Source organism: Janthinobacterium sp. CG3 (assembly GCF_000344615.1).
Taxonomy (GTDB): Bacteria; Pseudomonadota; Gammaproteobacteria; order Burkholderiales; family Burkholderiaceae_D; genus Janthinobacterium.
The window spans coordinates 578,290-604,319 of sequence record NZ_KB467824.1 but is presented as its reverse complement, the minus strand read 5'-3'; the positions used below and the strand labels follow the sequence as shown (position 1 = coordinate 604,319).

Genomic DNA, 26,030 nt, shown 5'->3' with positions numbered 1-26,030 from the left:
TTTACCCCCGTTCCTGCCGGGGCGCAAACTGTCGTGCGGCGACCTTGCCGGAAGTGTCGTACAATTGCACGGCATTAAAAGACTACCCGACACCGCACCCGCAGGGACCTCAATGAAATTATATGACTTCATCGGCGAGCACATGGAGGCCATTCTCGCGGAATGGGAAGCCTTCGCACGCACGCTGGACCCGGCGACCAACCACATGTCGGCGGTGGCGCTGCGCGACCATGCGCGGCAGATCCTGCAAACCATCGCACTCGACATCAACACGACGCAAAATTCCGCACAGCAATTCGAGAAATCCCAGGGAATGGCCGACGACGACGCCGACAGCGACGAACACAGCGCGGCCTCGATCCATGGCGCGTTGCGCCAGGCCAGCCATTTCTCGCTGTTGCAGCTGAGTGCGGAATTTCGCGCGCTGCGCGCCACCGTGCTGCGGCTGTGGCTGCCGCAAGTGCGGACGATGTCGGCCGGCAGGGTTGACGAAATGGTGCGCTTCAACGAGGCCATCGACCAGGCCCTGGCCGAATCCATCGTTACCTACTCGGCCCGCGCCGAGCAGACCCGCGACCTGTTCCTGGCTATCCTCGGCCACGATTTGCGCGCGCCCTTGTCGACCATGTCGCTGGCCGGCCAGCTGTTGCTGCGTCCGGACACGCCGCCCGAGAAGGTGTTACAGATCGCCGCCCGCGTCAAACGCAGCGCCCATTTGATGGTCAGCATGGTCGACGACCTGCTCGGCTACACCCGCACCCAGCTCGGCAGCGGTATGCCGATGGTGCTGCTGCACGCCGACCTCGGCAACATCTGCCAGTCCGCCATCGAAGACGCCAAGGCGGTGCACCCGGCCTGCGAGTTCGAGCTGAGCGCGGCGGGCAGGCTGGGCGGCGCTTTCGACAGCGTGCGCCTGCACCAATTATGCACCAACCTGTTCGTCAACGCCGCCCAATATGGCGCCAAGGGGCGCCCGGTGCTGGTCGACGTGCGCGGCGAGGGTGAGCAGGTGGTGCTGCGGGTCACCAATTTCGGCGCCGTCATCGCGCAGGCATCGTTGCAGGCGATCTTCCAGCCACTGATCCAGCTCGAGGCCGACGAGGAACAGGACGCGCGCCCGCGCACCAGCCTCGGGCTGGGCCTGTTCGTCGCGCGCGAAATCGCGCTGGCGCACGGCGGCGGCATCGCCGCCACCTCGAGCGAGGCCGAGGGCACCGTTTTCACCGTGCGCCTGCCGCGCGGCGCGGCGCCGGCGTAGACTCGGCCGACCCCGGCGCTAGGCGCGGCGGCGGTTGCCGTCGACGCGCTCGCGCTCGATCAAGGGCGGATTCGACTCGCCGCTGAAAAACTGCCGGTTGTTGCGGCCCCTCGCCTTGGCCCGGTACATCGCCGCGTCGGCGTTCCTGAGCAGGGTATCGGCGTCGTGGCCGTCGTCCGGGTACACGCTGATACCGATGCTGGCGCTGACGTACAGTCCGTGCCGAGCCACCGCGTGCGGCGCCGCCATCGCCGCCAGCACCTTGTCGGCACTGACGGCGGCGTCGGTGGCGCAGCCGATGTCGGGCATCACTACCACGAACTCGTCGCCGCCCTGGCGGCTGACCGTGTCGGCGCCGCGCACACTGGCGCGCAGGCGCCGCGCCACCGATTGCAGCAGCAGGTCGCCGGTGGCGTGGCCGAGCGAGTCGTTGACGTGTTTGAAATTGTCCAGGTCCACATACAACACGGCGAAGCCGCCGCCGCGGCGCTGCGCCTGCTCGACGGCCTGGCCGATGCGGTCGTTCAGCAAGACCCGGTTCGGCAAGTCGGTCAGGAAATCGTGCTGCGCCAGGTGCGCCATCTTGACGCCGATCGCGCGCGTCGCGCTGATGTCGCGAAACACCATCACGGCGCCGACCAGGCGTTCGCCGGCGTCGTGGATCGGCGTGGCCGAATCGGCGATGGCCGCCTCGCTGCCGTCGCGGCGCAGCAGCAGCGCGCCCGGCGCCAGCACGGTCGGCGCGTCGCCGCCCAGCGCCAGTTCCAACGGATGCGGCAGCGGCATGCGCATCGCGCCGCACACCAGCGGCATCACCTCGCCGACCTGCAGCCCGCGCGCCTGGGCCAGCGACCAGCCGGTGACGGCCTCGGCCGCAGGGTTCAGGTAGTCGACCCGCCCCTCGAGGTCCACGCCGACGACGGCGTCGCCCATCGAATTGAGGGTGTTCTCGGCGCGCGCCAGCCGCGACGCCAGCGCGACGCGCTCGACGACGTGGCGCAGCGACTGCGGCAGCAGCGCGCTGCGGAAGTGGGCTTTGGAAAAGTGCCCGTGCGCGCCGCGGCGCATCGCCTGGTCGGCCAGCGCCTGGTCCTCGCCCAGCGTCAGGATAGGCGTGTCCGGCGCGGCCGCGGCCAGCGCCTCGACGCCGGCCTTGCCGGCGCCGTCGGGCAGCGCCAAGTCGGCCAGGATGGCGTCGAAGCGGCCGCCGCGCAGGCAATCGAGGGCCTCGCCCAAGCCGCGCGCCCAGGCCGCGTCGAACCCGCCGTGGCGGTCGCCGCGCAGCACGTCCTTCAGGGCGCCGGCGCTGGCCGGGTCGGCGGTAACGATCAATACTCGGCTCATTGCATACTTTCTGGTGGCGCCAACGCTAACGAAACCCCCAGCGGCCGGCGAAAAAACGATGGGCAACCGGACCAGGCCGGTCGGCCATGATGGAAACGATATTGTTGACATGAATTTTCTAACGCAGCTAGAGTAGACAGCATTTGCCGCTGGCGGACTGTGCGCTAGCACACCCAGGTCCGGCCAGCGCGCACCCGGTTAAAAATATTTGTACGAAGGTCTTATTTCACATAGGCTACAATGGCGCAAAGGACAGGGTGACGACACCCTGACGTTACGCAAACGGAATTCGCCCTTGCACGTTGCATATATTTTATTGGCCATGCATGGATAAACACCACGACAATCGGCAGCAGTTGAGTCTTGACGCGCCCCCGCAGTTTCAGGGTCGGCGGTCGGGCCGCCCGTCCGCGCTCAAAGCGCCCATCTGACGGCGCCGCCAATGTCCAACCACGACCTCCCAGTTGACGCCGCGACGGCGCCATCCCCGGCCGGCGGCACGCCTGCCGAGTGGCAGGCGCTGCGGCGCGAGGTGGCGCAGTTGCGCGAGGCCAACCAGAACCTGACGCTGGCCGCGCTCAGCGCCCAGACCCTGCGCGACGAGGCCGAGGCGAGCAGCCAGCGGCAAAACGAATTCCTGTCGACGCTGGCGCACGAGCTGCGCAACCCGCTGGCGCCGATCAGCATGGCCGCCATCCTGCTCGGCCGCGTCGCCGACGCGCCGCCGCAGGTGGCGAGCCTGCAGGACACCATCAGCCGCCAGGTGGAACATATGTCGCGCCTGCTCGACGAGCTGCTCGACGTGGCCCGCATCCGCGACGGCAAGGCCACGCTGCCGCTGTCGCGCACCCCGGACGCGGCGTCGCCGGCACCCAAACGCCAAGTGGCGGCGGCCGGCTACCGCATCCTGCTGGTCGAGGACAACGCCGACGCCAGCGCCACCCTGAGGGACTTCCTCCAACTCGAGGGCCATACCGTCAGCACCGCCTACGACGGCACCAACGGCCTGGCGATGGCGCGCGGGCGCGATTACGACGTGCTGATCTGCGACATCGGCCTGCCCGGCATGAACGGTTTCGACCTGATCCGCGAACTGCGCGCCTCCACCGACACCCACATCCCGTTCGCCATCGCCCTGTCCGGCTATGGCCAGCCGCAAGACCGCGCGCGCGCCATCATGGCCGGCTTCGGCCACTACTTCGTCAAGCCGGTCGACGTCGACGCGCTGTTGGCGTTGATCGCCTCGAGCGCCGTCTCGAAGCTGGTGGCGCCGCCCGCCTGAGCGGAGGGCGGCGCCCGGCTACACCGCCAAATGCCGCCTGACGTCCTCGCCGTCCATCAGCTCCGGCGCGCCGCCGGCGACCACCTCGCCGCGCGACAGCACGACGAACTTGTCGGCCAGCGCGCGGGCGAAATCGAAATACTGCTCGCACAACAGCACGGCGATGTCGCCGCGCTGGCGCAGCAGCCGGATCACCCGCTCGATGTCCTTGATGATGGACGGCTGGATGCCCTCGGTCGGCTCGTCGAGAATGATCAGCCGCGGCCGCGCCAGCAGCGCGCGGGCGATCGCCAGTTGCTGCTGCTGGCCGCCGGACAGGTCGCCGCCGCGCCGCCGCAACATCTCCTTCAACACCGGAAACAGCTCGTACACCTCGCCGTCGATGCGGGCAGCGTTGCGGCCGGAACGCGTCGCCATGCCCATCAGCAAATTCTCCTCGACCGTCAGGCGGGCGAAGATCTCGCGCCCCTGCGGCACGTAGGCGATGCCCAGCCTGGCCCGTTCGTGCGGCGCCAGCCGGGTGATGTCGCGGCCGTTGAAGACGACCCTGCCCTGCGCCACCGGCAGCACGCCCATCAGGCATTTCAGCAAGGTGGTCTTGCCGACGCCGTTACGGCCCAGCAAGGTCAGGCACTCGCCCTTGTCGAGCGACAGCGACACGCCGCGCAAGGTGTGCGAGGAACCGTAATACTGGCTTAATTGTTCCACTTGTAGCATCTTAGCGCCCCAGATACACTTCAATGACCCGCTCGTCGGCCTGGACCTGGTCCATGCGCCCCTGCGCCAGCACCGCGCCCTCGTGCAACACGCTCACGACGCCCTGCTGCGCGATCTCGGCGACGAAGCCCATGTCGTGCTCGACAACCATGATCGAATGCTTGCCGCGCAACTCGTTGAGCAGCTCGGCGGTGCGCGCCGTCTCGGCGTCGGACATGCCGGCCACCGGCTCGTCGAGCAGGATCAGCTGCGGCTCCTGCATCAGCAGCATGCCGATCTCCAGCCACTGCTTCTGGCCGTGCGACAACAAACCGGCCGGCCGGTGTTCCTGGCCGCGCAGGCGGATCAGCGCCAGGATCTCGTCGATCTTGCCCTTTTGCTCGGACGACAGCCGCGCAAACAGGGTCGGGCGCACCCGCTTGTCCATCTTCATCGCCAGTTCCAGGTTTTCGAACACGCTGTGCTGCTCGAACACCGTCGGGCGCTGGAACTTGCGGCCGACGCCGGCGCGGGCGATGTCGTATTCGGTCATGCGCGACAAGTCCATGGTCTGGCCGAACCAGGCGGTGCCGGAACTGGGCCGCGTCTTGCCGGTAATCACGTCCATCATCGTGGTCTTGCCGGCGCCGTTGGGGCCGATAATGCAACGCAACTCGCCCACCGAGATATCCAGGCTGAGCTTGTTGAGCGCCTTGAAGCCGTCGAAGGACACGGTGATATCCTCCAGATACAGGATCGCGCCGTGGCGGGTGTCGACGCCCTCGCCCTTTACGCGGCCGTAGGAAACGCCCTGCCCGCCGCTCTCTCCGCGCATTGGCGCCGCGACTGCGTTCATACCGTCTCCCCTTCCACGGCGCCGCCGCCACGCTTGAATGTAATTTTTTGCAACAAGCCGACGATGCCCTTCTGCATAAACAGCGTCACCAGGATGAAGAGCAGTCCCAGCGCGAACAACCACAAGTCCGGCAGCGCCGCCGTGAACCAGCTTTTCAAACCGTTTACCGCGAAAGCGCCGACGACAGGCCCGACCAGCGTGCCGCGCCCGCCGACGGCGGCCCAGATCACCATCTCAATCGAATTTCCCGGCGACATCTCGGACGGGTTGATGATGCCCACCTGCGGCACGTACAGCGCGCCGGCGACGCCGCACAGCACCGCCGACAGGGTCCAGACGAACAGCTTGAACCACAGCGGGTTGTAGCCGATGAACATCAGGCGCGACTCCGCGTCGCGCACCGCCTGCAGCACCCGGCCCAGCTTGGACTTGACGATGGCGCGGCACAACACCAGCGCGCCAAGCAGGAAGGCCAGCGTCAGCAAATACAGCACGGCCTTGGTGGCCGGCGCCGTGACGCTGTGGCCGAGAATGCGCTTGAAGTCGGTAAAGCCGTTGTTGCCGCCAAAGCCGGTGTCGTTGCGGAAAAACAGCAGCATGAAAGCGTACGTCATGGCCTGCGTGATGATGGAGAAATACACGCCCTTGATGCGCGAGCGGAACGCGAAATAGCCGAAGACGAAGGCCAGCGCGCCCGGCACCAGCACCACCAGCGCCATGCAGTACCAGAAATTGTCCGTCATGGCCCAATACCAGGGGTAGGCTTTCCAGTCGAGAAAAACCATGAAGTCGGGCAGATGGCTTTGATACACGCCGTCGCGGCCGATCGAGCGCATCAGATACATGCCGTGGGCGTAGGCGCCCAGCGCGAAAAACACGCCGTGGCCGAGCGAGAGGATGCCGGTGTAGCCCCACACCAGGTCGAGCGCCAGCGCCGCCAGCGCGTAACACATGAACTTGCCGACCAGCGCCACGGTGTAGCTCGACACGTGCAGCGCGTGGCCGTCTGGAAAGGCCAGGTTCAGCAGCGGCAGCAAAGCCGCCAGCATGGCGCAGGCGACGATGGCGCACCAGGCCGGGCGGGAAAACAGCGATGACGCCAGGGAGGAATTGCTCATTAGTCGACGCTCCGTCCCTTCATCGCGAACAGCCCTTGCGGACGGCGCTGGATGAAAATGATGATGAATACAAGAATGACGATTTTGGCCATCACGGCGCCGGCCAGCGGTTCGAGGAATTTGTTGACCTCGCCCAGGCCGAGCGCGGCGATGACGGTGCCGGCCAATTGGCCGACGCCGCCCAGCACCACCACCATGAAGGAGTCGACGATATAGCTTTGCCCCAGGTCCGGGCCGACGTTGCCCAGCTGCGACAGCGCCACCCCGCCCAGCCCGGCGATGCCGGAGCCGAGGCCGAAGGTCATCATATCGATCTTGCCGGTGGACACGCCGACGCAAGCGGCCATGCGGCGGTTTTGCGTGACGGCGCGCACGAACAGGCCGAGCCGGGTCTTGTTGAGGATCAGCCAGACCGCGACGACGACGAACAGCGCGAAGAAAATGATGACGATGCGGTTGTACGACAGCACCAGCGAGCCCAGCACGGTGACGCCGCCGGACATCCACGACGGATTGGCGACCTCGACGTTTTGCGCGCCGAACACCGTGCGCACCAGTTGCATCAGCATCAGGCTGATGCCCCAGGTCGCCAACAGCGTTTCGAGAGGGCGGCCGTAGAGCCAGCGGATGACCGTGCGCTCCAGCGCCACGCCGACCGCGCCGGCGACCAGGAAGGCGGCCGGCAGTGCCACGAGCAGATAGGCGTCGACCGCCCCGGGCAGGAATTTGCGGAACAACAATTGGCAGACATAGGTGGTGTAGGCGCCTATCATCAGCAATTCGCCGTGCGCCATGTTGATAATGCCCATCAGGCCGAAGGTGATGGCCAGCCCCAGCGCCGCCAGCAGCAGCACGCTGCCGAGCGAAATACCATAGAACAGGTTGCCGATGAATTCGGTACGCCGGACCCGGCCGCGGATCTCGCCGAGCGTGGCGACGACGGCGATGCGCACCGCCTCGTCCGGCTCGACGTTGCCGCCGTCGGGATTTTTTTCCAGCATTCTTTGCAACTGCGGCAAAAGCTTGGCGTCGCTGCTGTCGGCCAGGGCGCGCACGGCGGCTTGGCGCAGCGCCGGCTCGGGCGCCTGCAAATTGGCGCTGGCGATCAGTAGTTGCAGGATGGTCTTGATGGTGGCGTCGGATTCTTTCTCCAGCGCCTTCTGGACCAGCGGCACCTGGACCGGCTCTAACGTCTTTTGCAACTCCAGCGCCGCGGCCAGGCGCAGCGCGGGCTCCGGCGCGAACAGTTTCAATCCCGACAGCGCGCCCTCGACGGCGCCGCGCAAACGGTTGTTGACGACGATGCCGTCTGCGCCCTCCGGCAACGGAGCGCTGACGCCGGTGGCGGGATCGAAGGCCCGCCCGCCGTCGACGATCACGACCTTGCCGTCGGGCACGGCGTACAAGGCGTCATTCTTCAGTGCCAGCAAGACCCTGGCGGCGTCCTCGTTGGCCAGCGCGGCGATGCGCGCCACCGCGGCGATGCGGGCGTCGGCATCGTCGCCGGCCAGCGGCGCCAGCACGGCCGCGTCGATGGCGGCCTGCGCCGCGAGCGCGTGCAGGCACAGGCAGCCGAGCAACAGCAGTTTTTTTATCGACATCATTCGTTTCGTTTGTTGTGAAGGTGGAAGGCCGAAAACCGGGCCAGGCAGATTTGTAGGTCGGGTTAGCGCACAGCGCGTAACCCGACTGGCGTCGGCAGCGGCTCGGCGTCGGATTACGCGTTCCGCTAATCCGACCTACGACACGCAAGGTTCCCGGCGCCCTAGCGGCGCGACATCACAACTTCTGCTTGGCCTCGTTACCCGCGATAAACGGGCTCCACGGCTGCGCGCGGATCGGCGCCTTGGTTTTCCATACCACGTTGAACTGGCCGTCACCCTTGATTTCGCCGATCATCACCGGCTTGTGCAAATGGTGGTTGCTCGGGTCCATGGTCAGGGTGAAACCGGACGGCGCCTTGAAGGTCTGCCCGCCCATCGCCGCGATCACCTTGTCGGTATCGATCGACTTGGCCTTTTCCACGGCCTGCTTCCACATATGTATACCGACATAGGTGGCCTCCATCGGATCGTTGGTCACCGCCGACGCCGCGTTGGGCAACTTCTTGGCGAGCGCGTACGCCTTCCATTGCTTGATGAACGCGCTGTTGACCGGATTCTTGACGGACTCAAAATAGTTCCACGCCGCCAGATGGCCCAGCAAAGGCTTGGTGTCGACGCCGCGCAACTCCTCCTCGCCCACCGAGAACGCCACCACCGGCACGTCGGTCGCCTTCAGGCCGGCGTTGCCCAGTTCCTTATAAAAAGGCACATTGGAATCGCCGTTGATCGTCGAGATTACCGCGGTCTTGCCGCCGGCCGAAAACTTCTTGATATTGGCGACGATGGTTTGATAGTCGGCATGCCCGAACGGGGTATACACCTCGTCGATGTCCGAGTCCTTGACGCCCTTGCTTTTCAGGAAGGCGCGCAGGATCTTGTTGGTGGTGCGCGGATAGACGTAGTCGGTGCCGAGCAGCACGAAACGCTTGGCGCCGCCGCCGTCCTTGCTCATCAGATACTCGACCGCCGGAATCGCCTGCTGGTTCGGCGCGGCGCCAGTGTAGAACACATTTTTTTCCAATTCCTCGCCCTCGTATTGCACCGGATAGAACAACAGGCTGTTGAGTTCCTTGAACACCGGCAAGGCGGATTTGCGCGACACCGACGTCCAGCAGCCGAAGACGACGGCAACCTTGTCCTGCGAGACCAGTTGGCGCGCCTTCTCGGCGAACAGCGGCCAGTTCGACGCCGGGTCCACGATGACCGCTTCCAGTTTTTTGCCCATCACGCCGCCGCTGGCGTTGATCTCGTCGATCGTCATCAAGGCGACGTCCTTCAGCGAGGTTTCGGAAATGGCCATCGTGCCCGACAGCGAATGCAAAATACCGATCTTGATGGTATCGGCGGCAATCGCCGCGTGCATAAAGGACGAAGTCGCTAGAGCCAAAGCGGCCGCCGCGCCCGCCTTCAGAAGAATACGTCGTGACATGGTTGCTCCTGGGTGGTTGAAATCGAAAAGTTTGTAAAAAAGACCGACACAGCATCTATAGCAGGATGCGTGCCACCTTTTTCAGTGCGTTTTTTCGATTCCAGGGCCAGGCGGGCTATCGTTTCTGGTGCGGGCGCGCCGCAGCTTGGTGAGCTTTGCGCGCAGCGCAAGGCGGACGTATTAAAACGGTGCGGCCCGCCGCTTTGAATCGCCCGCGAGCATACATCGTAGGTCGGATTAGCCCATCGGGCGTAATCCGACAATGTTGGCCGACGCAAGACGCGCTGTTCCAGGCCAACAATAAAGGCATTCAACTTAGGAGCGGATTTTGCGCCAAGCCTTGCGCCCGAGCGGGAACAGCAGCAGGAAGGCCAGAATCCACGGCAACATATACGCCATTCCGGTGATCGCGCCGGCCATGCCGCTCGACAGGTTGCCGGAAAAATCACCCATCGCGCGGCGCACCGGCGTCCAGAACGAACGGTTCATGCGCGTGCCGATCGACACCTTCAACACGTCCTTGTTGACCCGCTCCATCAGGCGCGCGTTGTCGCCGCTGGCCTGCTCCAGCTCGGACTGGATGGTGGCCAGTTCGCGCGACACCTTGATCAGCGCGTCGACGTCGCGCTCGGCGCGGCGCTCCAGCTCCTGCAGTTTCTTCTGGTATTGCTTGAGCATGTCGAGCCGCTTGTTGCTGTCGACGATAGGACCGGCCAAGTCTTCCACCTCGGTGGACTGGCTGACCAGTTCGCCGCCGGCCGACGCCAGGGCGAGCAGGCGGCGCACGCCGGCCGGGGCGGCGCGAAAGCTGACGCGGGCGCTAACGTCGCGCCCACTGCTGAGCTCGGAATCGAGCAGCACGCAGCCGTCGGCGGGCTCCGCTTTACAGGCGGCGACCAACTTATCATACAAGGGCCGCACGCCGTCCTCGGCCGTATCGACCGAGGCGGAATGGGCGTACGCCAGGTAGGCGCTGCCCTTGCCCTTGTCGCCCACGCTGACCGCCGCGCCGCCCGGACCGCCCGCGTCCCTTTTCGCGCCGCAGCCCGCCAGCAGCAGCGTGCCTATCAAAACCGGAAAAATCACTTTCATTTCTTTGTTCTCATAAGAAGACGCAGGCCACGCATGTCGAGAACGCGCTCGAAATCGTGGCCTGGTGGATGTGGAGTTGTTGCTTGAATTATTTAGCGGGAAATATTGTTTTTATCAACATATGCATATTAACCCATATAGCAACAACAACAGTCGTCAAGCTTGCCTGTCTTACAACACCGGTTGCAGCAGCGGGTAGGGATTTTGCGGCGCGCCCTTCCACCACTCTTTGGCCGGCTCCAATTCAAAGACGGCGAAATGCAGATGGGGCGCGGCGGGATCGGCGTTGCCGGTGGTGCCGACGTAGCCAAGCAGCTCGCCGCGCTTCAAGACCTTGCCCTCGACGACGCCGGGCGCGTAGCGGTCCAGGTGGGCGTAGTAATAGGCGAACTTTTCGCTGGCGTCGAACTGGTACAAGGTCACTCCGCCCGGCTTGCTGATAAACAGCTTGGCCACCTTGCCGTCCGCCGCCGCCAGCACCTTGGCGCCCTTCGGGGCCATGATGTCGAGCGCTTCATGGCGGCGTTCGCCGGGGCGCGGCTGGTTAAAGGTATCGCTCAGTTGGGCAAACGTGACGCCCTCCACCGGCATCTGCAAGACGGCGGCGGAAGCGGTGCTGGCCGTTGTGGAGGCGGCGGGCGGCGCCGACGGGTCGGCAATCTGCGGCACCGCGCCGACCTGCGGCGCCGCCGCCGGGGTGGCCAGCGGCTGCTGCGCCGTCGTCGCCAGCGGCGGCTGCACCGCGACGGCCAACGGCGCCGGCGCGACCGGCGGCGCAACCGAGTGCGGCTTTAAGGCAAGGAAGAAAAACATGGCGCCGGCCCCCAGCGCGAGCGCCAGCAAGATAAAGATCCCTTTTCGCATCATATTCTCCTGGTTATTCCTGCAACAACACTTGCGCGCCGGCCGACACCGCCTTGGCCACGGCCGTCACGTCCCAGTTCGTCAAACGGATGCAACCGTGCGACTGGGTCTTGCCTATCGTCGACGGCGACGGCGTGCCGTGGATGCCGTAGTGCGGCTTGGACAAGTCGATCCACGCCACGCCGACCGGATTGTTCGGTCCCGGCGCGATCTTCGCCGCCTTCTCGTCCGCCTTGGCGTCCCAGAACAGTTTCGGGTTGTAATGGAAGACCGGATTCATGAGCACGCTGTCAACCTTCCATTCGCCGACCGGCAAAGGGTCGCGCGAACTGCCGGTGGTGGCCGGATATTGCGCCAGCACCACGCCCTCCGCGTCGAGCAGCGTCAGGGTGCCGTCGGAGCGGTCGACCACGATTTTCTTCGCCTGCGACAAGGGCGCGATGTCGAGCACGTTCGGTACGACAATCTGTTCGCCGGCGCGGCTAAAATCGCGGCCCGGATTGAGCCGTTTCAGCAGCGCCGGGCTGGCGTGGAATTTCTCGGCCAACGCCTCCTCGGCACTGGCATAGCCGAGCGCGGTCAGTTTCGCCTGCTCCGCCATATTCACCGGCACCGCGGCAAACGGACCGGCAACGTCGCTCTCCTGCAACGTGTAGGTGATCAACACCGCGGCCGCGTCGGCGTTCAGCGCCGTCCACGTGGCGGCGTCCACCGTTCCGCTGACGTTGATGCCCTGCTTTTTCTGGTAGCCGGCGATGGCCAGGCGCAGGTTCGATCCGTATGCGCCGTCCAGTTCGCCGGACGAGAATCGCGCGCGGTCGAGCAGGATTTGCGCGCGCAGCACCGCCGCGCCCTTGGCGTTGGCGCCCACCGTGGGCGCGGCGTCGGCGGCGTTGACCGCCTCGACCGACCAGGCGCCGGCGGCGGGGGCCGCCTGCGCAAATGCCGCGCTGGCGGCGCAGACGCTAATAACTGCCAGAAGAGTACGCTTTAACATTGTTTCCTTAGCCGCGAAGAGGGGTGTGAGTAGCCAGGATAGTTGCTCGCGGCCACTTGATCTGTACGCTAGCGTACCTTTCAATCGACCACGCCCGAGCGTCGCCGTTGTAGACATGGAACAAGGAAGCCGCATTATTCCAAGCAATCCGGCGGAAACTGGAGAACACTATGACGCGTTGCAACATGCCGGCCCGGCGTGGCTCATGTTTGCTATTTGGCACCGGCCCGGCAACTGGTATCATGCGAGCCTTGCAGCTGGCGATCCGTTTTTCCGCCGTCCCGCCGCCCGCCGCCACGGGCCGGACGGCCGGATGGCCGGGCGCGCGGCGCTGCCGCATTGCATCATCTACCTCGGGTCCGCCTCGCCATGGCCAGGCGCAGGCCCGACTTATTAATCTGAGCTGTTCCTAATTCACGGGCATTGAATGACCAATTCGACCTCACAACCGCAACCGCCGTCGTTCTGGAGCAGAATTCCGCTCGCCTTCGGCGCCTTCTTCAGCACCCTGTCCGACCCGGCCTACGCGGCGCGCGTGCGCGCCCTGTCCGAACCCGCCGTCGCCGCCGCGCCGGTCGCGACCGCGCCGACCCGCGCGCCCGAACCGGCCCAAGCCGCGCCCGCGCCGGTACGCCCGCTGAAGGAAGCGAGTCCCGACGCCGCCCTGCAACTGCTGGCCCTGCTGCAACGCGAAGCGCGCCTGATCGACTTCACCCAGGAAAACCTGACGGCCTATTCGGACGCCGACATCGGCGCCGCCGCCCGCGTGGTCCACGAGGGTTGCAGCAAGGTGCTGCGCGAACATTTCACCATCGAGCCGGTGCGCACGGAAGCCGAAGGCAGCCGTATCGTGCTGGAGAACGGCTTCGACGCCGGCGCCGTGCGCCTGACCGGCAACGTGGTCGGCAGCGCGCCCTTCCGCGGCAGCCTCAGCCATCGCGGCTGGCGCGCCGCCAGCGTGCGCCTGCCGAAATTGACCGACAGCCATGACGCCAGTGTGCTGGCACCGGCGGAGGTGGAGTTATGAGCGAGCCGCGTTTCGCCATCGGCATCGACCTTGGCACCACCCACAGCGCGCTGTCGTATGTCGACCTGGGCGCCAGCGACGGCGAAAAATCGGTGCACGGCGTACTGGCCGTGCCGCAACTGACGGCGCCCGGCACGGTGGAGGAATTGCCGCTGCTGCCGTCCTTCCTGTACCTGCCGCACGCCGAGGAAATGGCGCCCGGCGAGCTGGGCCTGCCTTGGCGCGAACAGCAAAGCAACACCGACTACGTGGTCGGCGAAATGGCCCGCAGCCGCGGCGCCACCACGCCGATCCGCCTGGTGTCGAGCGCCAAAAGCTGGTTGTGCCACCCCGGCGTCGACCGCCGCGCCGCGATCCTGCCCAACGACGCCCCGGCCGAGGTGGAACGGGTGTCGCCGATCACCGCCTCGACCCGCTACCTGGAGCACCTGCGCCAGGCCTGGGACGCCGCCCATCCCGAGGCGCCGTTCGCCGAGCAGGAAATCACCGTGACGATCCCGGCCTCGTTCGACCCGGCCGCGCGCGAATTGACGGCCGAGGCGGCCACCACGGCCGGCTACGCCTCGCTGACGCTGCTGGAAGAACCGCAGGCGGCGCTGTACAGCTGGATTCAAAGCAGCGCCGGCAACTGGCGCAAGGAAGTCAAGCCGGGCGACATCATCCTGGTGGTCGACGTCGGCGGCGGCACCAGCGATTTCTCGCTGATCGCCATCCTCGAACGCGACGGCAACCTGGAACCGCACCGGGTCGCGGTGGGCGAGCACATATTGCTCGGCGGCGACAATATGGACTTGGCGCTGGCCCACCTGGTGGCGCGCAAGGTCGCCGCCGCCGGCACCCAGCTCGACCCGTGGCAAATGCGCGCGCTGACCTACGGCTGCCGCAGCGCCAAGGAAACTCTGCTGGCCGACGCCAGCATCGAGTCGCTGCCGATCGTCGTGCCGAGCCGCGGCTCGAAACTGATCGGCGGCTCGATCCGCACCGAACTGACGCGCGCCGAAGTCACCAATTTCATCCTGGAAGGCTTCTTCCCGAAAGTGGAGGCGTCGGCCCGTCCGGCCGTGCGCGCCCGCTCCGGCCTGACCCAGCTCGGCCTGCCGTACGCGCAGGACGCCGCCATCACCCGCCACCTGGCCGCCTTCCTCGGCCGCCAGGTCGAAGCCACCAGCGAACTGCAAGGTTTCAACGGCGCGCTGAAGGCCGACGCCAGCTTCCTGCACCCGACCGCCGTGCTGTTCAACGGCGGCGTGTTCAAATCCGACATTTTGGTCGAACGCATCCTCAGTACCGTCAACGACTGGCTTTACCTGGAGGGCGCGGAACCGGCGCGCATGCTCAGCGGCGCCGACCTCGACCTGGCGGTGGCGCGCGGCGCGGCCTATTACAGCTATGTGCGGCGCGGCCACGGCGTGCGCATCCGCGGCGGCACCGCGCGCTCCTATTATGTCGCGGTGGAATCGGCGATGCCGGCCATTCCCGGCATGGAACCGCCGATCCAGGCGCTGTGCGTGGCCCCGTTCGGCATGGAGGAAGGCACCGAGGCGGAATTGCCGACGCAACAATTCGGCCTGGTGGTCGGCGCGCCGGTGCATTTCCGCTTCTTCGGCTCGTCGGTGCGCCGGCATGACCAGATCGGCACCATGCTGGACTTCTGGCAAGCCGACGAATTGCAGGAACTCAACGAAATCCACGCCACCCTGTCCGCCGACGGCCGCCAGGCCGGCGACGTGGTGCAGGTGAAACTGCACGCCAAGGTCACCGATTCGGGCACGCTGGAGTTAATGGCCGTGTCCGACGCCGACGGCCAGCGCTGGAAAGTCGAGTTCGACGTGCGCGGCCAGTCCGGCGGGCAATGAAGCAATACGTCGTCAGTATCGACCTGGGCACGACCAACACGGTCGTTGCCTACTCGACAATAGGCGCCACACCGGGCAAGGACGCGATCCAGCTGTTCGACATCGAACAACTGCTGGCGCCCGGCGAGGTCGGCGCGCGCGCGCTGCTACCGTCGCTGCGCTACCATCCGGCCCCCGGCGAACTGGCGCCCGGCGAACTACAATTGCCGTGGCCGCAGGCCGACGTGGCGGGCATCGACCAAGTCGTCGTCGGCACGCTGGCGCGGCAACTGGGCGCGCAAGTTCCCGGGCGGCTGGTCGCCAGCGCCAAAAGCTGGTTGTCGCACCCGCACGTCGACCGCCTCGCGTCCATCCTGCCGTGGGGCGCCGAGGGCGAGGTCGCCAAGGTCTCGCCGGTGGCGGCCAGCGCCAGCTACCTGGCCTACGTGCGCGCCGCGTGGAACTGGCGCTTTCCGCAACAGCCCCTTGAAGACCAGCAAGTCGTGCTGACCATTCCGGCCTCCTTCGACGACGGCGCCCGCGCGCTGACGATGGCGGCGGCGCGCCAGGCCGGCCTGCCCGGCGTGCGTTTTCTCGAGGAACCGCAGGCCGCTTTCTATGACTGGCTATACCGCCATCGCGCCGCGCTGAACCAGGAGCTGGCGCAAACGCGCCTGATTCTGGTCTGCGACGTCGGCGGCGGCACCACCGATTTCAGCCTCATCAAGGTGGAAGTGGCCGACGGCGAACCGCGGATCACCCGCATCGGCGTCGGCAACCACCTGATACTGGGCGGCGACAATATGGACCTGGCGCTGGCGCACCTGGTCGAGGCCCGCCTGGCCACGGCTGGAGCGGGGTCCGAACCGGCCGCGCGGCTGTCGGCGGCGCGCCTGTCGCAGCTGATGGAACGTTGCCGCGCCGCCAAGGAACAACTGCTCGCCGCCGACGCGCCCGAACGCGCCAGCGTGACCCTGCTCGGCGCCGGCGCGCGCCTGATCGGCGGCAGCCGCTCGGTCGAACTGACGCGCGACGAAGTCGAACGGCTGGTCGTCGACGGCTTCTTCCCGCTGGTCGGCGCCGACGAAACGGCCAAGCGCGGCCGCGGCGGCATCGTCGAATTCGGCCTGCCCTACGCCAGCGACGCCGCCATTACCCGGCATCTGGCCAGCTTCTTGCGGCAGCACGCGGCGGCGGCGCGCCAGGCCTTGGGCCTGGACGACGCCGCCGCGCCGGCCATTCCCGACACGTTGCTGCTGAACGGCGGCGTGTTCCGCGCCGACGCGCTGGCGCGGCGCCTGCAAGCGACCCTGGCCAACTGGCGCGGCGCGCCGCTGCGCCTGCTACACAACGACAACCCCGACGTCGCCGTGGCGCGCGGCGGCGTCGCCTACGCGCTGGGCCGGCTGGGCCGGGCGCCGACCATCGGCGGCGGCTCGCCGCGCAGCTACTTCCTGGTGCTGGACCAAGAAAAGGCACAAGAGCCGGGGCCCGGCCAGCCGGCCGCCGCGCGGGTCCAGCGCGCCATCTGCATCCTGCCGCGCGGCAGCGCCCAGGGCCGGGAAATCCGCCTAACGGAGCGCATCTTCGCGCTACGCCTGGGACGGCCGGTGCGCTTCCACCTCGCCTCCTCCATTGCCGAGGCCGGCACGCCGCCGCAACTGGGCGAACTGGTCGACCTGAACCAGGGCGACTACGTGCGCCTGCCGCCGATCGCCACCGTGCTGCGGGCGCGCGCATCGAAAGACAAGCAGGTCGAAAAGCGCGACGAGAAACATGAAATACCGGTGCAACTGGCCACCGCGCTGACCGAAGTGGGCACGCTGGAAGTGCATTGCGTAGCGGCCGACGGCGACGCCGCCCCGGCCCAGCGCTGGCTGCTGGAATTCCAGCTGCGCGGCCAGGACCAGGCCGGCGACGGCGCCGACGCCGCCGAACACGACGCCAGCATGCCGCCGCGCCTGGCCGAAGCCTTGGCCGCCATCGAACGCATCTTCGGCGGCAAATCGCAACAAGTGGCGGCGAAGGAAGTCAAGCAATTGCGCCTGCACTTGGAAAAGCTGCTCGGCGGGCGCGAAAACTGGCACACGCCGCTGCTGCGCAAACTCTTCGACGCGCTGCTGCAACGCGCGCGCGGCCGGCGCCGTTCCGCCGAGCACGAGCGGACCTGGCTGAACCTGGCCGGCTACTGCCTGCGCCCGGGGTTCGGCTGCCCGCTCGACGAATGGCGAATCGAGCAACTATGGACGCTGTTCGACGCCGGCGTGCAACACCACAAGGACAGCCAGGTCTGCGCCGAATGGTGGACGCTGTGGCGCCGCGTCGGCGGCGGCCTGGACGCCACGCAACAATTGCGCCTGCTCGACGACTTCGCCTTCAACCTGCAAGCCGACCCCGAGGAGCAACGCCAGCGTCCGGTCACGCTGGTCAAAGGCGGCGACGACGACATGATGCGCCTGGGCGCCTCGCTCGAACGCATTCCGGGAAGCTACAAAAGCGAAATCGGCGCCTGGCTGCTGGGCCGCCTGGGCGGCGCCGACGCGGCGCAAGGTGCCGATGCCGAGGGCATCGACGCCCGCCGGCTGTGGGCGCTGGGAAGGATCGGCGCGCGCCAGCCGTTTTACGGCAGCGCGCACGACGTGGTGCCGGTCGAGGTCGTGGCGGAATGGCTGGACGCCGTGCTGGCGCTGGATTGGAAACGCGTCGAGCCGGCCGGCTTCGCCGCCGCCCACATGGCGCGCATGACGGGCGACCGCACGCGCGACATCCCGCAAGCGTTGCGCGACACCGTCCTCCGCCGCCTGGCCGCCGTCAACGCGCCGCCGGGCTGGACCGCGATGGTGCGCGAAGTGGTACAACTGGACCAGGCCAGCGAGCGGCGCATGTTGGGCGAAGCGCTGCCGCCCGGACTAAAGCTACTCGCCTGAACGATTTTCGTTGGTCGGGTTAGCGCGCGGCGCGTAAGCCGACCGGCGTCGGCGGCGGCCCGGCGCTTCAGCTAACGGCCAAGCCCCCCATCGCGGGATCGCTGATCCCGTCCTTACCGGTCTCGACACGGCCGGCGAAGCGCCGCGCATAAGCCGGCAACTCCTTCACCTGCACAAGGAAGTCATACCAGTTGCCGCAGTCACACAAGGGCCAGGTCTGCTCCGCCGTCCCGTTCGGGGCCACGCTGACAATCCACGGCGCCGGATCGAAATACGCCTTGGCGCCCACCGAGAAGGTGGCCGCGGCGGCGCCGGTGTTGTGCAATTTCACCGTCACGCTGCCATTAACGACGTCGTAGCATACCTGGATCTCGGGATTCGGCCCCGTGCGCGACGCGTTGGCGTTGCCGCTGAACTGGCGGTGGAAGCCGTTCGGACCGAGCACCCACAGATCGTAAGCGCCGAGTTGATCTCCCAGCGCCCAGGCGCCCTTCAAATCCTTGTTCGCCTCCACCGTGTAGCGGCGCGGCACCTGTTTCAAATTCATCTTGTCATAGACATGGAACACCGCCGCCGCCGTCCCGGTGTTGGCGAACAACAGTTCAACCTGCACCGTGTCGGCGTGGACGCGCGCGCTGGCGTGCAACTCGTAGGGCAAGGCCCGCGACGGCCGGGTGCCGCTGGCCTGGCTGGGCAGCTCCGGCAAGGCCGGCGTGATCGGCGTGCGCGTCGAACTCAGTAGCTTGGCGCGCTGGGCCAGCGCCTTGGTGTCGGGCAAGGCGGCGGCGAAAGCGGCGCCGTCGGGATCGCTGAAGTTGAAGACGCTGCTCAAATCGCCGCAGACGGCGCGCCGCCACGGCGTAATGTTCGGCTCCATCACGCCGAAACGCTGCTCCAGGAAGCGGATCACCGAGGTGTGGTCGAACACCTGGGAATTGACCCAACCGCCCTTGCTCCACGGCGAGATCACATACATCGGCACGCGCGGCCCCAGGCCGTAGGGCCGGTGCATCAGCGCGGCCGACTCGCCCGACTCGGCGCTGGCAAAATTGTGGTATTCGCCGGCGGTGCTGACGGTGGACGCGCCCGCCAGCGTCGCCTGGGCCGGGTCGGCATTCCAGCGCACGTACGAGGGCGCGGCGGGCGGCGGCACGTGGTCGAAGAAGCCGTCGTTTTCATCGAACATCAGCAGCAGCACGGTCTTGCTCCAGACCTCCGGATTCGCGGTGAGCGCGTCCAGCACCCTGGCGGTGTAGTCGGCGCCCTGGGCCGGGCTGGACGGCCCGGGATGCTCGGAACCCTCGGCCGTCGCCACGATAAAGGAAACCTGCGGCAACTTATTGTTTTGCACGTCCTGCTTCAGCATGTCGATGTCGCGCGTGCTCAGGCCGCGCTCGCGCAGTTGCGGATCGGCGCTGCGCCCGCCGGCGTAGGATTCGCGGAAGCTGCGGAAGCCGGCCAGCGGATTGTCGGTGAAGTTGTCGTCCATGTTCTGGTACACCTGCCAAGTGACGCCGGCCGCCTGCAGGCGCTCCGGGTAGGTGGTCCAGGCGTAGCCTCCGGTCGGATCGTGGTCGAGGTTGTCGTAACTATTGCCGATCACCGGGCCGTGCCCTTGCTGCAAGGGATCGTTGGCGCCGGTCCACGCGTACACCCGGTTCGCATTGGTGCCGCCCTGGAAGGAGCAATAGTAGGCGTCGCAGATCGTGAACGCGTTCGCCAGCGCGAATTGGAAGGGAATATCGGCTTCCGTGAAATACCCCATCGAATGGTTTTGCTTATAGGTAGGCCATCTGTCGAGCATGCCGTTGCTCCACGCGTCCTGGGCGTTCGGCCAGGAGTGCGGCGTACCCGACACGCGCATATAGTCGAAGGATTGCTGTGTGTTCAGGCGGAACGGCGCGATTACGCGCGGCAACGCGGCGTTGCTGTCGTTGAGCTGATACCAGACGTTGTGCTTGCCGATGGCGGCGGACTCCGGCAGCGGGATGGGGAAGCGGTCGGCGAAGCCGCGCACGCCCTTCAAGGTGCCGAAATAATGGTCGAAGGAACGGTTCTCTTGCATCAGGATGACGACGTGCTCGACATCCTTGATGGTGCCGGTGCGGTTGCTGGCCGGCACGGCGAGAGCCCGGCGTATGGCCGGCGGAAACAGCGAAAGCGTGGCGGCCGCGGCGCCGGCGCCGGCGGCTTTGCGCAGGAAGGCGCGTCTATTGTCATTGGTCATGGATAATTTTTCTTCTTGGCGATGGATGGTCGCGCACGGGAGCGTGGCGGAGTCAGGGCGCGCAGCGGTTGTTGGGCGATTTGACGCTACAGTTGCGCGCCGGATCGGAGGTGTCGGCCGGCTTTTCTGGCGGCGGCGGCTCGGCGCTGTCGCCGCAGGCGGCGAGCGTGGCGCACATCAGCGCGGCGAGCACAAAGCGGGCGCCGTGGCTGCGCGAGGGGCGTGTCGGGGTCGGGGACAACATGGGTTCTTCTTTCATGGCAGGGATGGAGTATCGGGAACGAGGCGGCCGCTTCGCTTGCAGGCAGGATAATATTAAGAAAATATTACGTCACGGTGACTTGCGCGCGACAGCCTGAACATTCCAGGAAAAGCCAGGCCGCCGACGGCTTCGCCCGCGTTAAAATACCGGCCATGGACCCTGCGGCAAGGCGCCGGGACGAACCCCGCGCTCGCCATGCCCGGCGTACACAACAAGGAAAACGCTAAAACATGAACATGAAATTTTCTGACAGGGCACGCGCCGTCGCGCCATTTTTCGCCATGGAGTTCGGCAGCCGCGCGGCGGCGCTGGAAGCGCAGGGCCATCGCGTCATCAAACTGAGCCTGGGCGAACCCGATTTCGGCGCGCCGCTTCCGGTCGTGAACGCGATGCAGGAAGCGCTGCGCGGCACCGCCATGCCGTACACGTCGGCGCTGGGCCTGCCGGCGCTGAGGCAGGCGATCGCCCGCTACTACGACACGACCTACGGCGTGCAGATCGACCCCGCGCGCGTGGTCGTCACCGCCGGCGCCTCGGCGGCGTTGCTGCTGGTGACGGCGGCCCTGGTCAATCCGGGCGACAAGGTGCTGGTGGGCGACCCGTCCTACCCATGCAACCGGCAGTTCCTGGCGAGCTTTGGCGCCGACGTCACGCTGGTGCCGACCGACGCGTCGACGCGTTACCAGGTCGACGCGGCCCTGGTGCGCCAGCACTGGTCCGACGACGTCCGCGGCCTGATGGTGGCGACGCCGAGCAATCCGACCGGCACCTCGGTGCCGCCCGAGGAGCTGGCCGCCATCTGCGAACTGGCGCGCAGCCACGGCGCCTGGCGCATCGTCGACGAGATTTATCTGGGGCTGGCCGACGCCGACGCCGCCGGCCGCCCGGCGCAAAGCGTGTTGGCCATCGACCCCGGCGCCATCGTCATCAACAGCTTTTCCAAGTACTTCGGCATGACCGGCTGGCGCCTCGGCTGGTGCATCGCCCCGGCCGAGATGATCCCGGTGCTGGAGCGGCTGGCGCAGAACTACTATATATGCCCGTCGACGCTGGCCCAGCACGCGGCCCTGGCATGCTTCCTTCCCGAAACAATCGCCATCTGCGAGTCGCGCCGCGAAGAACTGGTGGCCCGGCGCGCGCTGGTGCTCGAAGGCCTAGCGCGCATCGGCCTGCCGGTGCCGGTGCCGCCCGACGGCGCCTTTTACGTCTACTTCAACGTCGCCGCCACCGGACTCGATTCGATGCAATTTTGCGAACGCGCGCTCGACGAGGTCCATGTCGCCCTCACCCCGGGCAACGACTTCGGCCAATGCGGCGCGGCCGAGCACGTCCGCCTGTCCTTTGCCGCCTCCAGCGCCGACCTGAACGAAGCCTTGGCCCGGCTGCAACGCTTCATGACGCAATTTCAGCGCGCGTAACACGCTTTGAGCCGGGCCAGTGGTCCGCCATTCCCGGCTCAAAGCCGCGTCCGTTGCGCCACCGCCAACGACGCCCTTCGTTTTCGTTCCCCGGAAATGAAATATCAACAATTCCAGTAAATACTATATTAGAATTGTTTTCCTTGCAGCAATACAACCCACACAACCATTCCCGGCGCCGCCGCGCCACGAAAAGGATCATGCCATGTTGTTCGACGCCATCCAGCACTCCCAATACGGCCTGTTGACGCGCGCCGTGTTCGGCCAGATCGCCACCATCACCTTGCGCGACCACACCGAGGCGACCCAGCAGACCCTGCTCGAACTGATACGCCTGCTGGCCAGGGAGGCCAAGGCGGCGCCCGACAACTCCGGCCTAGTGGCGGCCTTCAACCCCGAGCTGTGGGGCCGCTGGCAGGGGCGCGACATTCCGGTCTCGCGCACGGTGCTGAACAACTCGCCCAAGCTGCGCGACACTGGCGGCGACGTGCTGCTGTATGTCAAGTCGGGCAGCGCCGCCACCGCCGCCCGTCTGATGGGCGAGGTGCGCGCCGCGCTGGAGGCGCTCGCGGTCGAGATTGAAATCCTACCGCTGGGCAAGCGCCCGGACGGCAAGGTCATGGGCGGGCGCTACCTCGACGGCATCACCAATCCGAACGATCCCGTCAGCCTGGCCAGCGACATCCTGGTCGACGGCGAGTTCCGCGGCGCCAGCTTCGGCTTCACCCAAAAATTCCTGTTCGAATGGGGCAGCATCGCCGACATGCTGCCCGACGCGCAGGACGCCATGCTGGGCCGCGACACCCACGGCGCGATGCTGCCGCAGCACGACCGCAACGCCCACATCCACCGCGTCCACGTGCTCGACAGCAACGGCGACAACCTCAAGCTGCTGCGCCAGGCCCTGCCCTTCGGCGAGCACGCCGGCAGCGCCGCGCGCGAAAAAGGGCTGATGTTCGTCGGCTTCTGCGGCGCCCAGCCGCGCTTTGAAACCATTATCCGGCACATGATGGGCGAACGCCCGGACCGCCCGGCCGACCGCCTGATGAGCGTGGTGCAAGGCGTCGCGGGCAGCTACTGGTACGTGCCGAACGCGCGCGAGCTGTCGGTGCCGTCGGCCGCCCTCGACGACGTGCGGGAAGACCCACACTGGAACGTGCGCAGCCCGAACGGCTACATGTTCTACAACTCGCAAGACTATCTGCACCAGATGAGCGAAGGCAAGTACGTGGCCGGCGATCCGCCGTCGCCGCGCCTGCTGGCCCTGCTCGCGCGCACCTTCTCGCACTGGTCCGACGGCTGGCTCAAGCGCACCCCGTTCCCGCGCCTGCCGCACCTGGCCGAACTGGACCCGGCGGCCGGCGCGCCGGACCAGCCGGTGGCGCTGCGCAAGGCCAACGCCAACCGCTACACGCTGACCGACTTGCTGTCGAGTCCGGGTTCCGAGATCGCCCGCCACAACGGCTTGCTGCGCATCTACCCGGAGGAGTTGATCGTCGGCGTGATTCCCGACTTCACACTGGGCCGCGGCAAGGAAGTGCTGCCCTACCTGAGCGAGGATGAAACCGTGGCCGCCTGGCTCAAGGGCCAGTTGAACGAGTGGTCGGCGATGGGCCACGTGGTGCCGAATTACGAGAAACTGGTGCAGCGCGGCCTGAACGGCCTGATTGAGGAGATGCAAGATTGCGTCGCCGCCAGCGCCAGCCGGCTGAGCGGCAAGCCCGACGACGCCGCCGCGCGCGACCAGCTGCAGTTCCACCAGTCGGCGCTGGTGTCGCTGCAAGCGGTGCAAGGCTACCTGGCCAACTGGGCCGAGCTGGCCGACGCCGCCGCCACCGCCGCCGACGCCGCCGGCGACAGCGGCGCCGACGGCGCCGAGAATATGCGCGCCGTGGCCGCGCGCCTGCGCCGCCTGCGCGAGCAGCCGCCCGCCAGTTTCCAGGACGGCGTGCAACTGGTGTACTCCTTCCACTGCTGCCTGCACCTGGTCGGCGAACTGACGTCGCTGGGGCGGTTGGACCAGATCCTGTGGCCGCTGCTGCGCCTCGACAACGTCACGCCCGAGCGGGCCCAGGACATCATCGACTGCCTGTGGCTGAAAATCGGTGAAAACGCCTTCGCCAACCGCGCCGACATCACCGACTACGTCAACTACGGCACCACCGCCGTGTGCGGCTACGGCGGCAACTTCCCCCAGGGCGGCGGCATCAACCAGTGGGTCCAGCAAATCACCGTCGGCGGCTACGTCGCCAACGACGACGCGCTGCCGACCGGCGGCGTGAACCCGGTGACGATGCTGTGCCTGAAGGCGGCGCGGCGCATCCCGGTCAACGCGCCGACGCTGTCGCTGCGGGTGTACGACGGCATTCCCGACGAGATCATGGACGAGGCCGCCAAATGCCTGTTGGCCGGCGGCGCCCATCCGATCCTCTACCAGGACGACCGCCTGTGCCAGGCGCTGCGCGATTCCGGCGACGTTTCGCTGGCCTGGTCGCGCAACTACGCCGCCGACGGTTGCTACGAACCGATGCTGGCCGGCGCCACCGGCTTTTCCTTCAACAACGTCACGCCGATGACGGCGCTGGAGCAGGCGCTCAACCAGGGCGCCTGCTACGGCGCGGCCGGCCCGGTCTACCTGCGCGGCCTGAAACAGACCTTCCGTTCGCCGCCGGCCGCCGCCATCGCCAGCTTCGCCATGCTGCAAGAGCAATTCCTGCGCCAGCTCGAATGGATCACGATCCAGAGCTACAACACCATCCTGAGCGGCTTCGGCGCGCTGGCCGGCATCTGCCCGAGCCCGCTGCTATCGGCGCTGATCGAAGGCTGCACCGAATCCGGCCGCGACCTGACCAACGGCGGCGCCAAGTTCAACATGATCGCGCCGCTGTGCGTGGGCGCCTCGAACACCATCGACTCGCTGTACGCGATCCAAAAACTGGTGTTCGACCCGGCCACCGCCGTCACCACCCTGCCCGAACTGCTCGACTGCCTGATCAACGACTGGGGCTACACCATGGTCGAGCCCTACCAGAGCCAATTGCTGGGCGCGGCCGACGCCGGCGAACGCGGCCGGCGCTACCAGGAACTGCGCGACATCGCGCTGGCGCTGCCGAAATGGGGCAGCGGCCACAGCGAGGTCGACGCCCTCGGCACCTGGGTGATGGACAACCTGGTGCGCACCTGCGTCGAGGTGATCCGCAAGCCGCACCCGGCGTTGCAAGGCGCGCTGGCGGGCATCGCCCAGACCTACGGCGAGTTCGACTTCGTCATCACGCCGGGCATCGGCACCTTCGAGGGTTATGTCGGCGACGGCTTGGGCTGCGGCGCCTCGGCCGACGGGCGCCGCAACGGCATGCCGATCGCCTCCGACCTGTCGCCGGTGCCGGCGCCGCAAGACCTGCCGGCCGCGCCCGCCTTCCGCAACATCTACCAGTCGCTGCAAAGCTGGCGCGTCGAATCGATCGAACACGGCCTGTCGAACGCCTCGCCGGTGGACATGAACATCGAGGAGGATTTCCCGCTCGACCAGTTGCAACGCTTCGTCAAAGCCTACGCCCGCGGCGAGACCGGTTCCAACCTGATCACGCTGACCTGCGCCGACCTGGGCACCTACCAGGCGGCGACCAACGATCCCGAGCGCTACAACCTGGTGCGGGTGCGCATGGGCGGCTGGACCGAGTTCTACGCCACCATGTTCCCGGTGCACCAGGGCCAGCACCAGCGGCGGCAATACTTCACGCCCTGAGTTCCGCTGTCGCCGCTCGACGCCGGATACAGCCATGCCCGCGCGCCGC

The 26,030-nt window shown here is 66.8% G+C and carries 18 protein-coding genes; 7 read left to right on the top strand and 11 right to left on the bottom strand.

Annotation, left to right across the window (positions count from 1 at the left end):
* Positions 1-112 precede the first annotated feature (112 nt).
* On the top strand, positions 113-1,258 hold the full coding sequence (locus tag JANGC3_RS0102845; RefSeq protein WP_017874976.1) for a sensor histidine kinase: 1,146 nt from the start codon (positions 113-115) through the stop codon (positions 1,256-1,258).
* Between the two features lie 18 nt (positions 1,259-1,276).
* On the opposite strand, the gene JANGC3_RS28175 is transcribed toward JANGC3_RS0102845, so the two are convergent.
* Positions 1,277-2,602 carry a diguanylate cyclase gene (locus JANGC3_RS28175; RefSeq protein ID WP_198291977.1) on the bottom strand — a complete coding sequence of 442 codons (1,326 nt, stop codon included), beginning with the start codon at positions 2,600-2,602 and terminating at the stop codon, positions 1,277-1,279.
* A 442-nt stretch (positions 2,603-3,044) separates the two neighbouring features.
* Between JANGC3_RS28175 and JANGC3_RS0102835 the strand changes: the two genes are divergently transcribed.
* Entirely contained in the window at positions 3,045-3,884 is an 840-nt protein-coding gene (locus JANGC3_RS0102835) for a hybrid sensor histidine kinase/response regulator (protein WP_017874974.1), read from the top strand.
* A gap of 18 nt (positions 3,885-3,902) precedes the next feature.
* Here the strand turns inward: JANGC3_RS0102835 and urtE are convergent, their stop codons facing one another.
* The 8 genes from urtE to JANGC3_RS0102795 form a co-directional block, all read right to left on the bottom strand.
* The gene (urtE, locus tag JANGC3_RS0102830; protein ID WP_017874973.1) at positions 3,903-4,601 is read right to left on the bottom strand and encodes an urea ABC transporter ATP-binding subunit UrtE; all 699 of its coding nucleotides are present in this window, start codon (positions 4,599-4,601) and stop codon (positions 3,903-3,905) included.
* A gap of 1 nt (position 4,602) precedes the next feature.
* Positions 4,603-5,436: an urea ABC transporter ATP-binding protein UrtD gene (gene urtD / locus JANGC3_RS0102825; protein ID WP_017874972.1), complete on the bottom strand. Its 834-nt coding sequence runs from the start codon at positions 5,434-5,436 to the stop codon at positions 4,603-4,605.
* Positions 5,433-6,554, bottom strand: a complete 1,122-nt coding sequence (urtC, locus tag JANGC3_RS0102820; RefSeq protein WP_017874971.1) for an urea ABC transporter permease subunit UrtC — start codon at positions 6,552-6,554, stop codon at positions 5,433-5,435. Before urtC ends, urtD begins: the two co-directional genes overlap by 4 nt.
* On the bottom strand, positions 6,554-8,158 hold the full coding sequence (gene urtB / locus JANGC3_RS0102815; protein ID WP_017874970.1) for an urea ABC transporter permease subunit UrtB: 1,605 nt from the start codon (positions 8,156-8,158) through the stop codon (positions 6,554-6,556). Before urtB ends, urtC begins: the two co-directional genes overlap by 1 nt.
* 175 nt (positions 8,159-8,333) lie before the next feature.
* Positions 8,334-9,587, bottom strand: coding sequence for an urea ABC transporter substrate-binding protein (gene urtA, locus JANGC3_RS0102810; RefSeq protein WP_026132461.1), 1,254 nt, complete (start codon positions 9,585-9,587; stop codon positions 8,334-8,336).
* Positions 9,588-9,902: 315 nt separating this feature from the next.
* A complete protein-coding gene (locus tag JANGC3_RS0102805) occupies positions 9,903-10,679 on the bottom strand; it encodes a DUF4349 domain-containing protein (protein ID WP_017874968.1) in 777 nt (258 codons plus the stop codon).
* 171 nt (positions 10,680-10,850) lie between these two features.
* Entirely contained in the window at positions 10,851-11,546 is a 696-nt protein-coding gene (locus JANGC3_RS0102800; RefSeq protein WP_232429643.1) for a M23 family metallopeptidase, read from the bottom strand.
* Positions 11,547-11,556: 10 nt separating this feature from the next.
* Positions 11,557-12,540, bottom strand: coding sequence for a L,D-transpeptidase family protein (locus tag JANGC3_RS0102795; RefSeq protein ID WP_017874966.1), 984 nt, complete (start codon positions 12,538-12,540; stop codon positions 11,557-11,559).
* A 427-nt stretch (positions 12,541-12,967) separates the two neighbouring features.
* On the opposite strand from JANGC3_RS0102795, the gene JANGC3_RS0102790 reads away from it, so the two are divergent.
* Genes JANGC3_RS0102790 through JANGC3_RS0102780 form a run of 3 tightly spaced genes read left to right on the top strand, consistent with a single transcriptional unit; the run spans position 12,968 to position 18,329 of the window.
* Positions 12,968-13,567, top strand: coding sequence for a DUF2760 domain-containing protein (locus JANGC3_RS0102790; RefSeq protein WP_017874965.1), 600 nt, complete (start codon positions 12,968-12,970; stop codon positions 13,565-13,567).
* The gene (locus JANGC3_RS0102785) at positions 13,564-15,423 is read left to right on the top strand and encodes an Hsp70 family protein (protein WP_017874964.1); all 1,860 of its coding nucleotides are present in this window, start codon (positions 13,564-13,566) and stop codon (positions 15,421-15,423) included. Before JANGC3_RS0102790 ends, JANGC3_RS0102785 begins: the two co-directional genes overlap by 4 nt.
* Positions 15,420-18,329: an Hsp70 family protein gene (locus JANGC3_RS0102780; RefSeq protein ID WP_017874963.1), complete on the top strand. Its 2,910-nt coding sequence runs from the start codon at positions 15,420-15,422 to the stop codon at positions 18,327-18,329. Before JANGC3_RS0102785 ends, JANGC3_RS0102780 begins: the two co-directional genes overlap by 4 nt.
* A 67-nt stretch (positions 18,330-18,396) precedes the next feature.
* Here JANGC3_RS0102780 and JANGC3_RS0102775 read toward each other — a convergent pair whose 3' ends face one another.
* Positions 18,397-20,556 carry a phosphocholine-specific phospholipase C gene (locus tag JANGC3_RS0102775; protein ID WP_017874962.1) on the bottom strand — a complete coding sequence of 720 codons (2,160 nt, stop codon included), beginning with the start codon at positions 20,554-20,556 and terminating at the stop codon, positions 18,397-18,399.
* Positions 20,557-20,608: 52 nt separating this feature from the next.
* Positions 20,609-20,800, bottom strand: a complete 192-nt coding sequence (locus tag JANGC3_RS0102770; protein ID WP_017874961.1) for a hypothetical protein — start codon at positions 20,798-20,800, stop codon at positions 20,609-20,611.
* A gap of 254 nt (positions 20,801-21,054) precedes the next feature.
* On the opposite strand from JANGC3_RS0102770, the gene JANGC3_RS0102765 reads away from it, so the two are divergent.
* A complete protein-coding gene (locus JANGC3_RS0102765; protein WP_035788093.1) occupies positions 21,055-22,236 on the top strand; it encodes an aminotransferase class I/II-fold pyridoxal phosphate-dependent enzyme in 1,182 nt (393 codons plus the stop codon).
* A 205-nt stretch (positions 22,237-22,441) separates the two neighbouring features.
* Positions 22,442-25,981, top strand: a complete 3,540-nt coding sequence (locus JANGC3_RS0102760) for a Dyp-type peroxidase (RefSeq protein ID WP_017874959.1) — start codon at positions 22,442-22,444, stop codon at positions 25,979-25,981.
* The last annotated feature ends 49 nt before the right edge of the window (positions 25,982-26,030 follow it).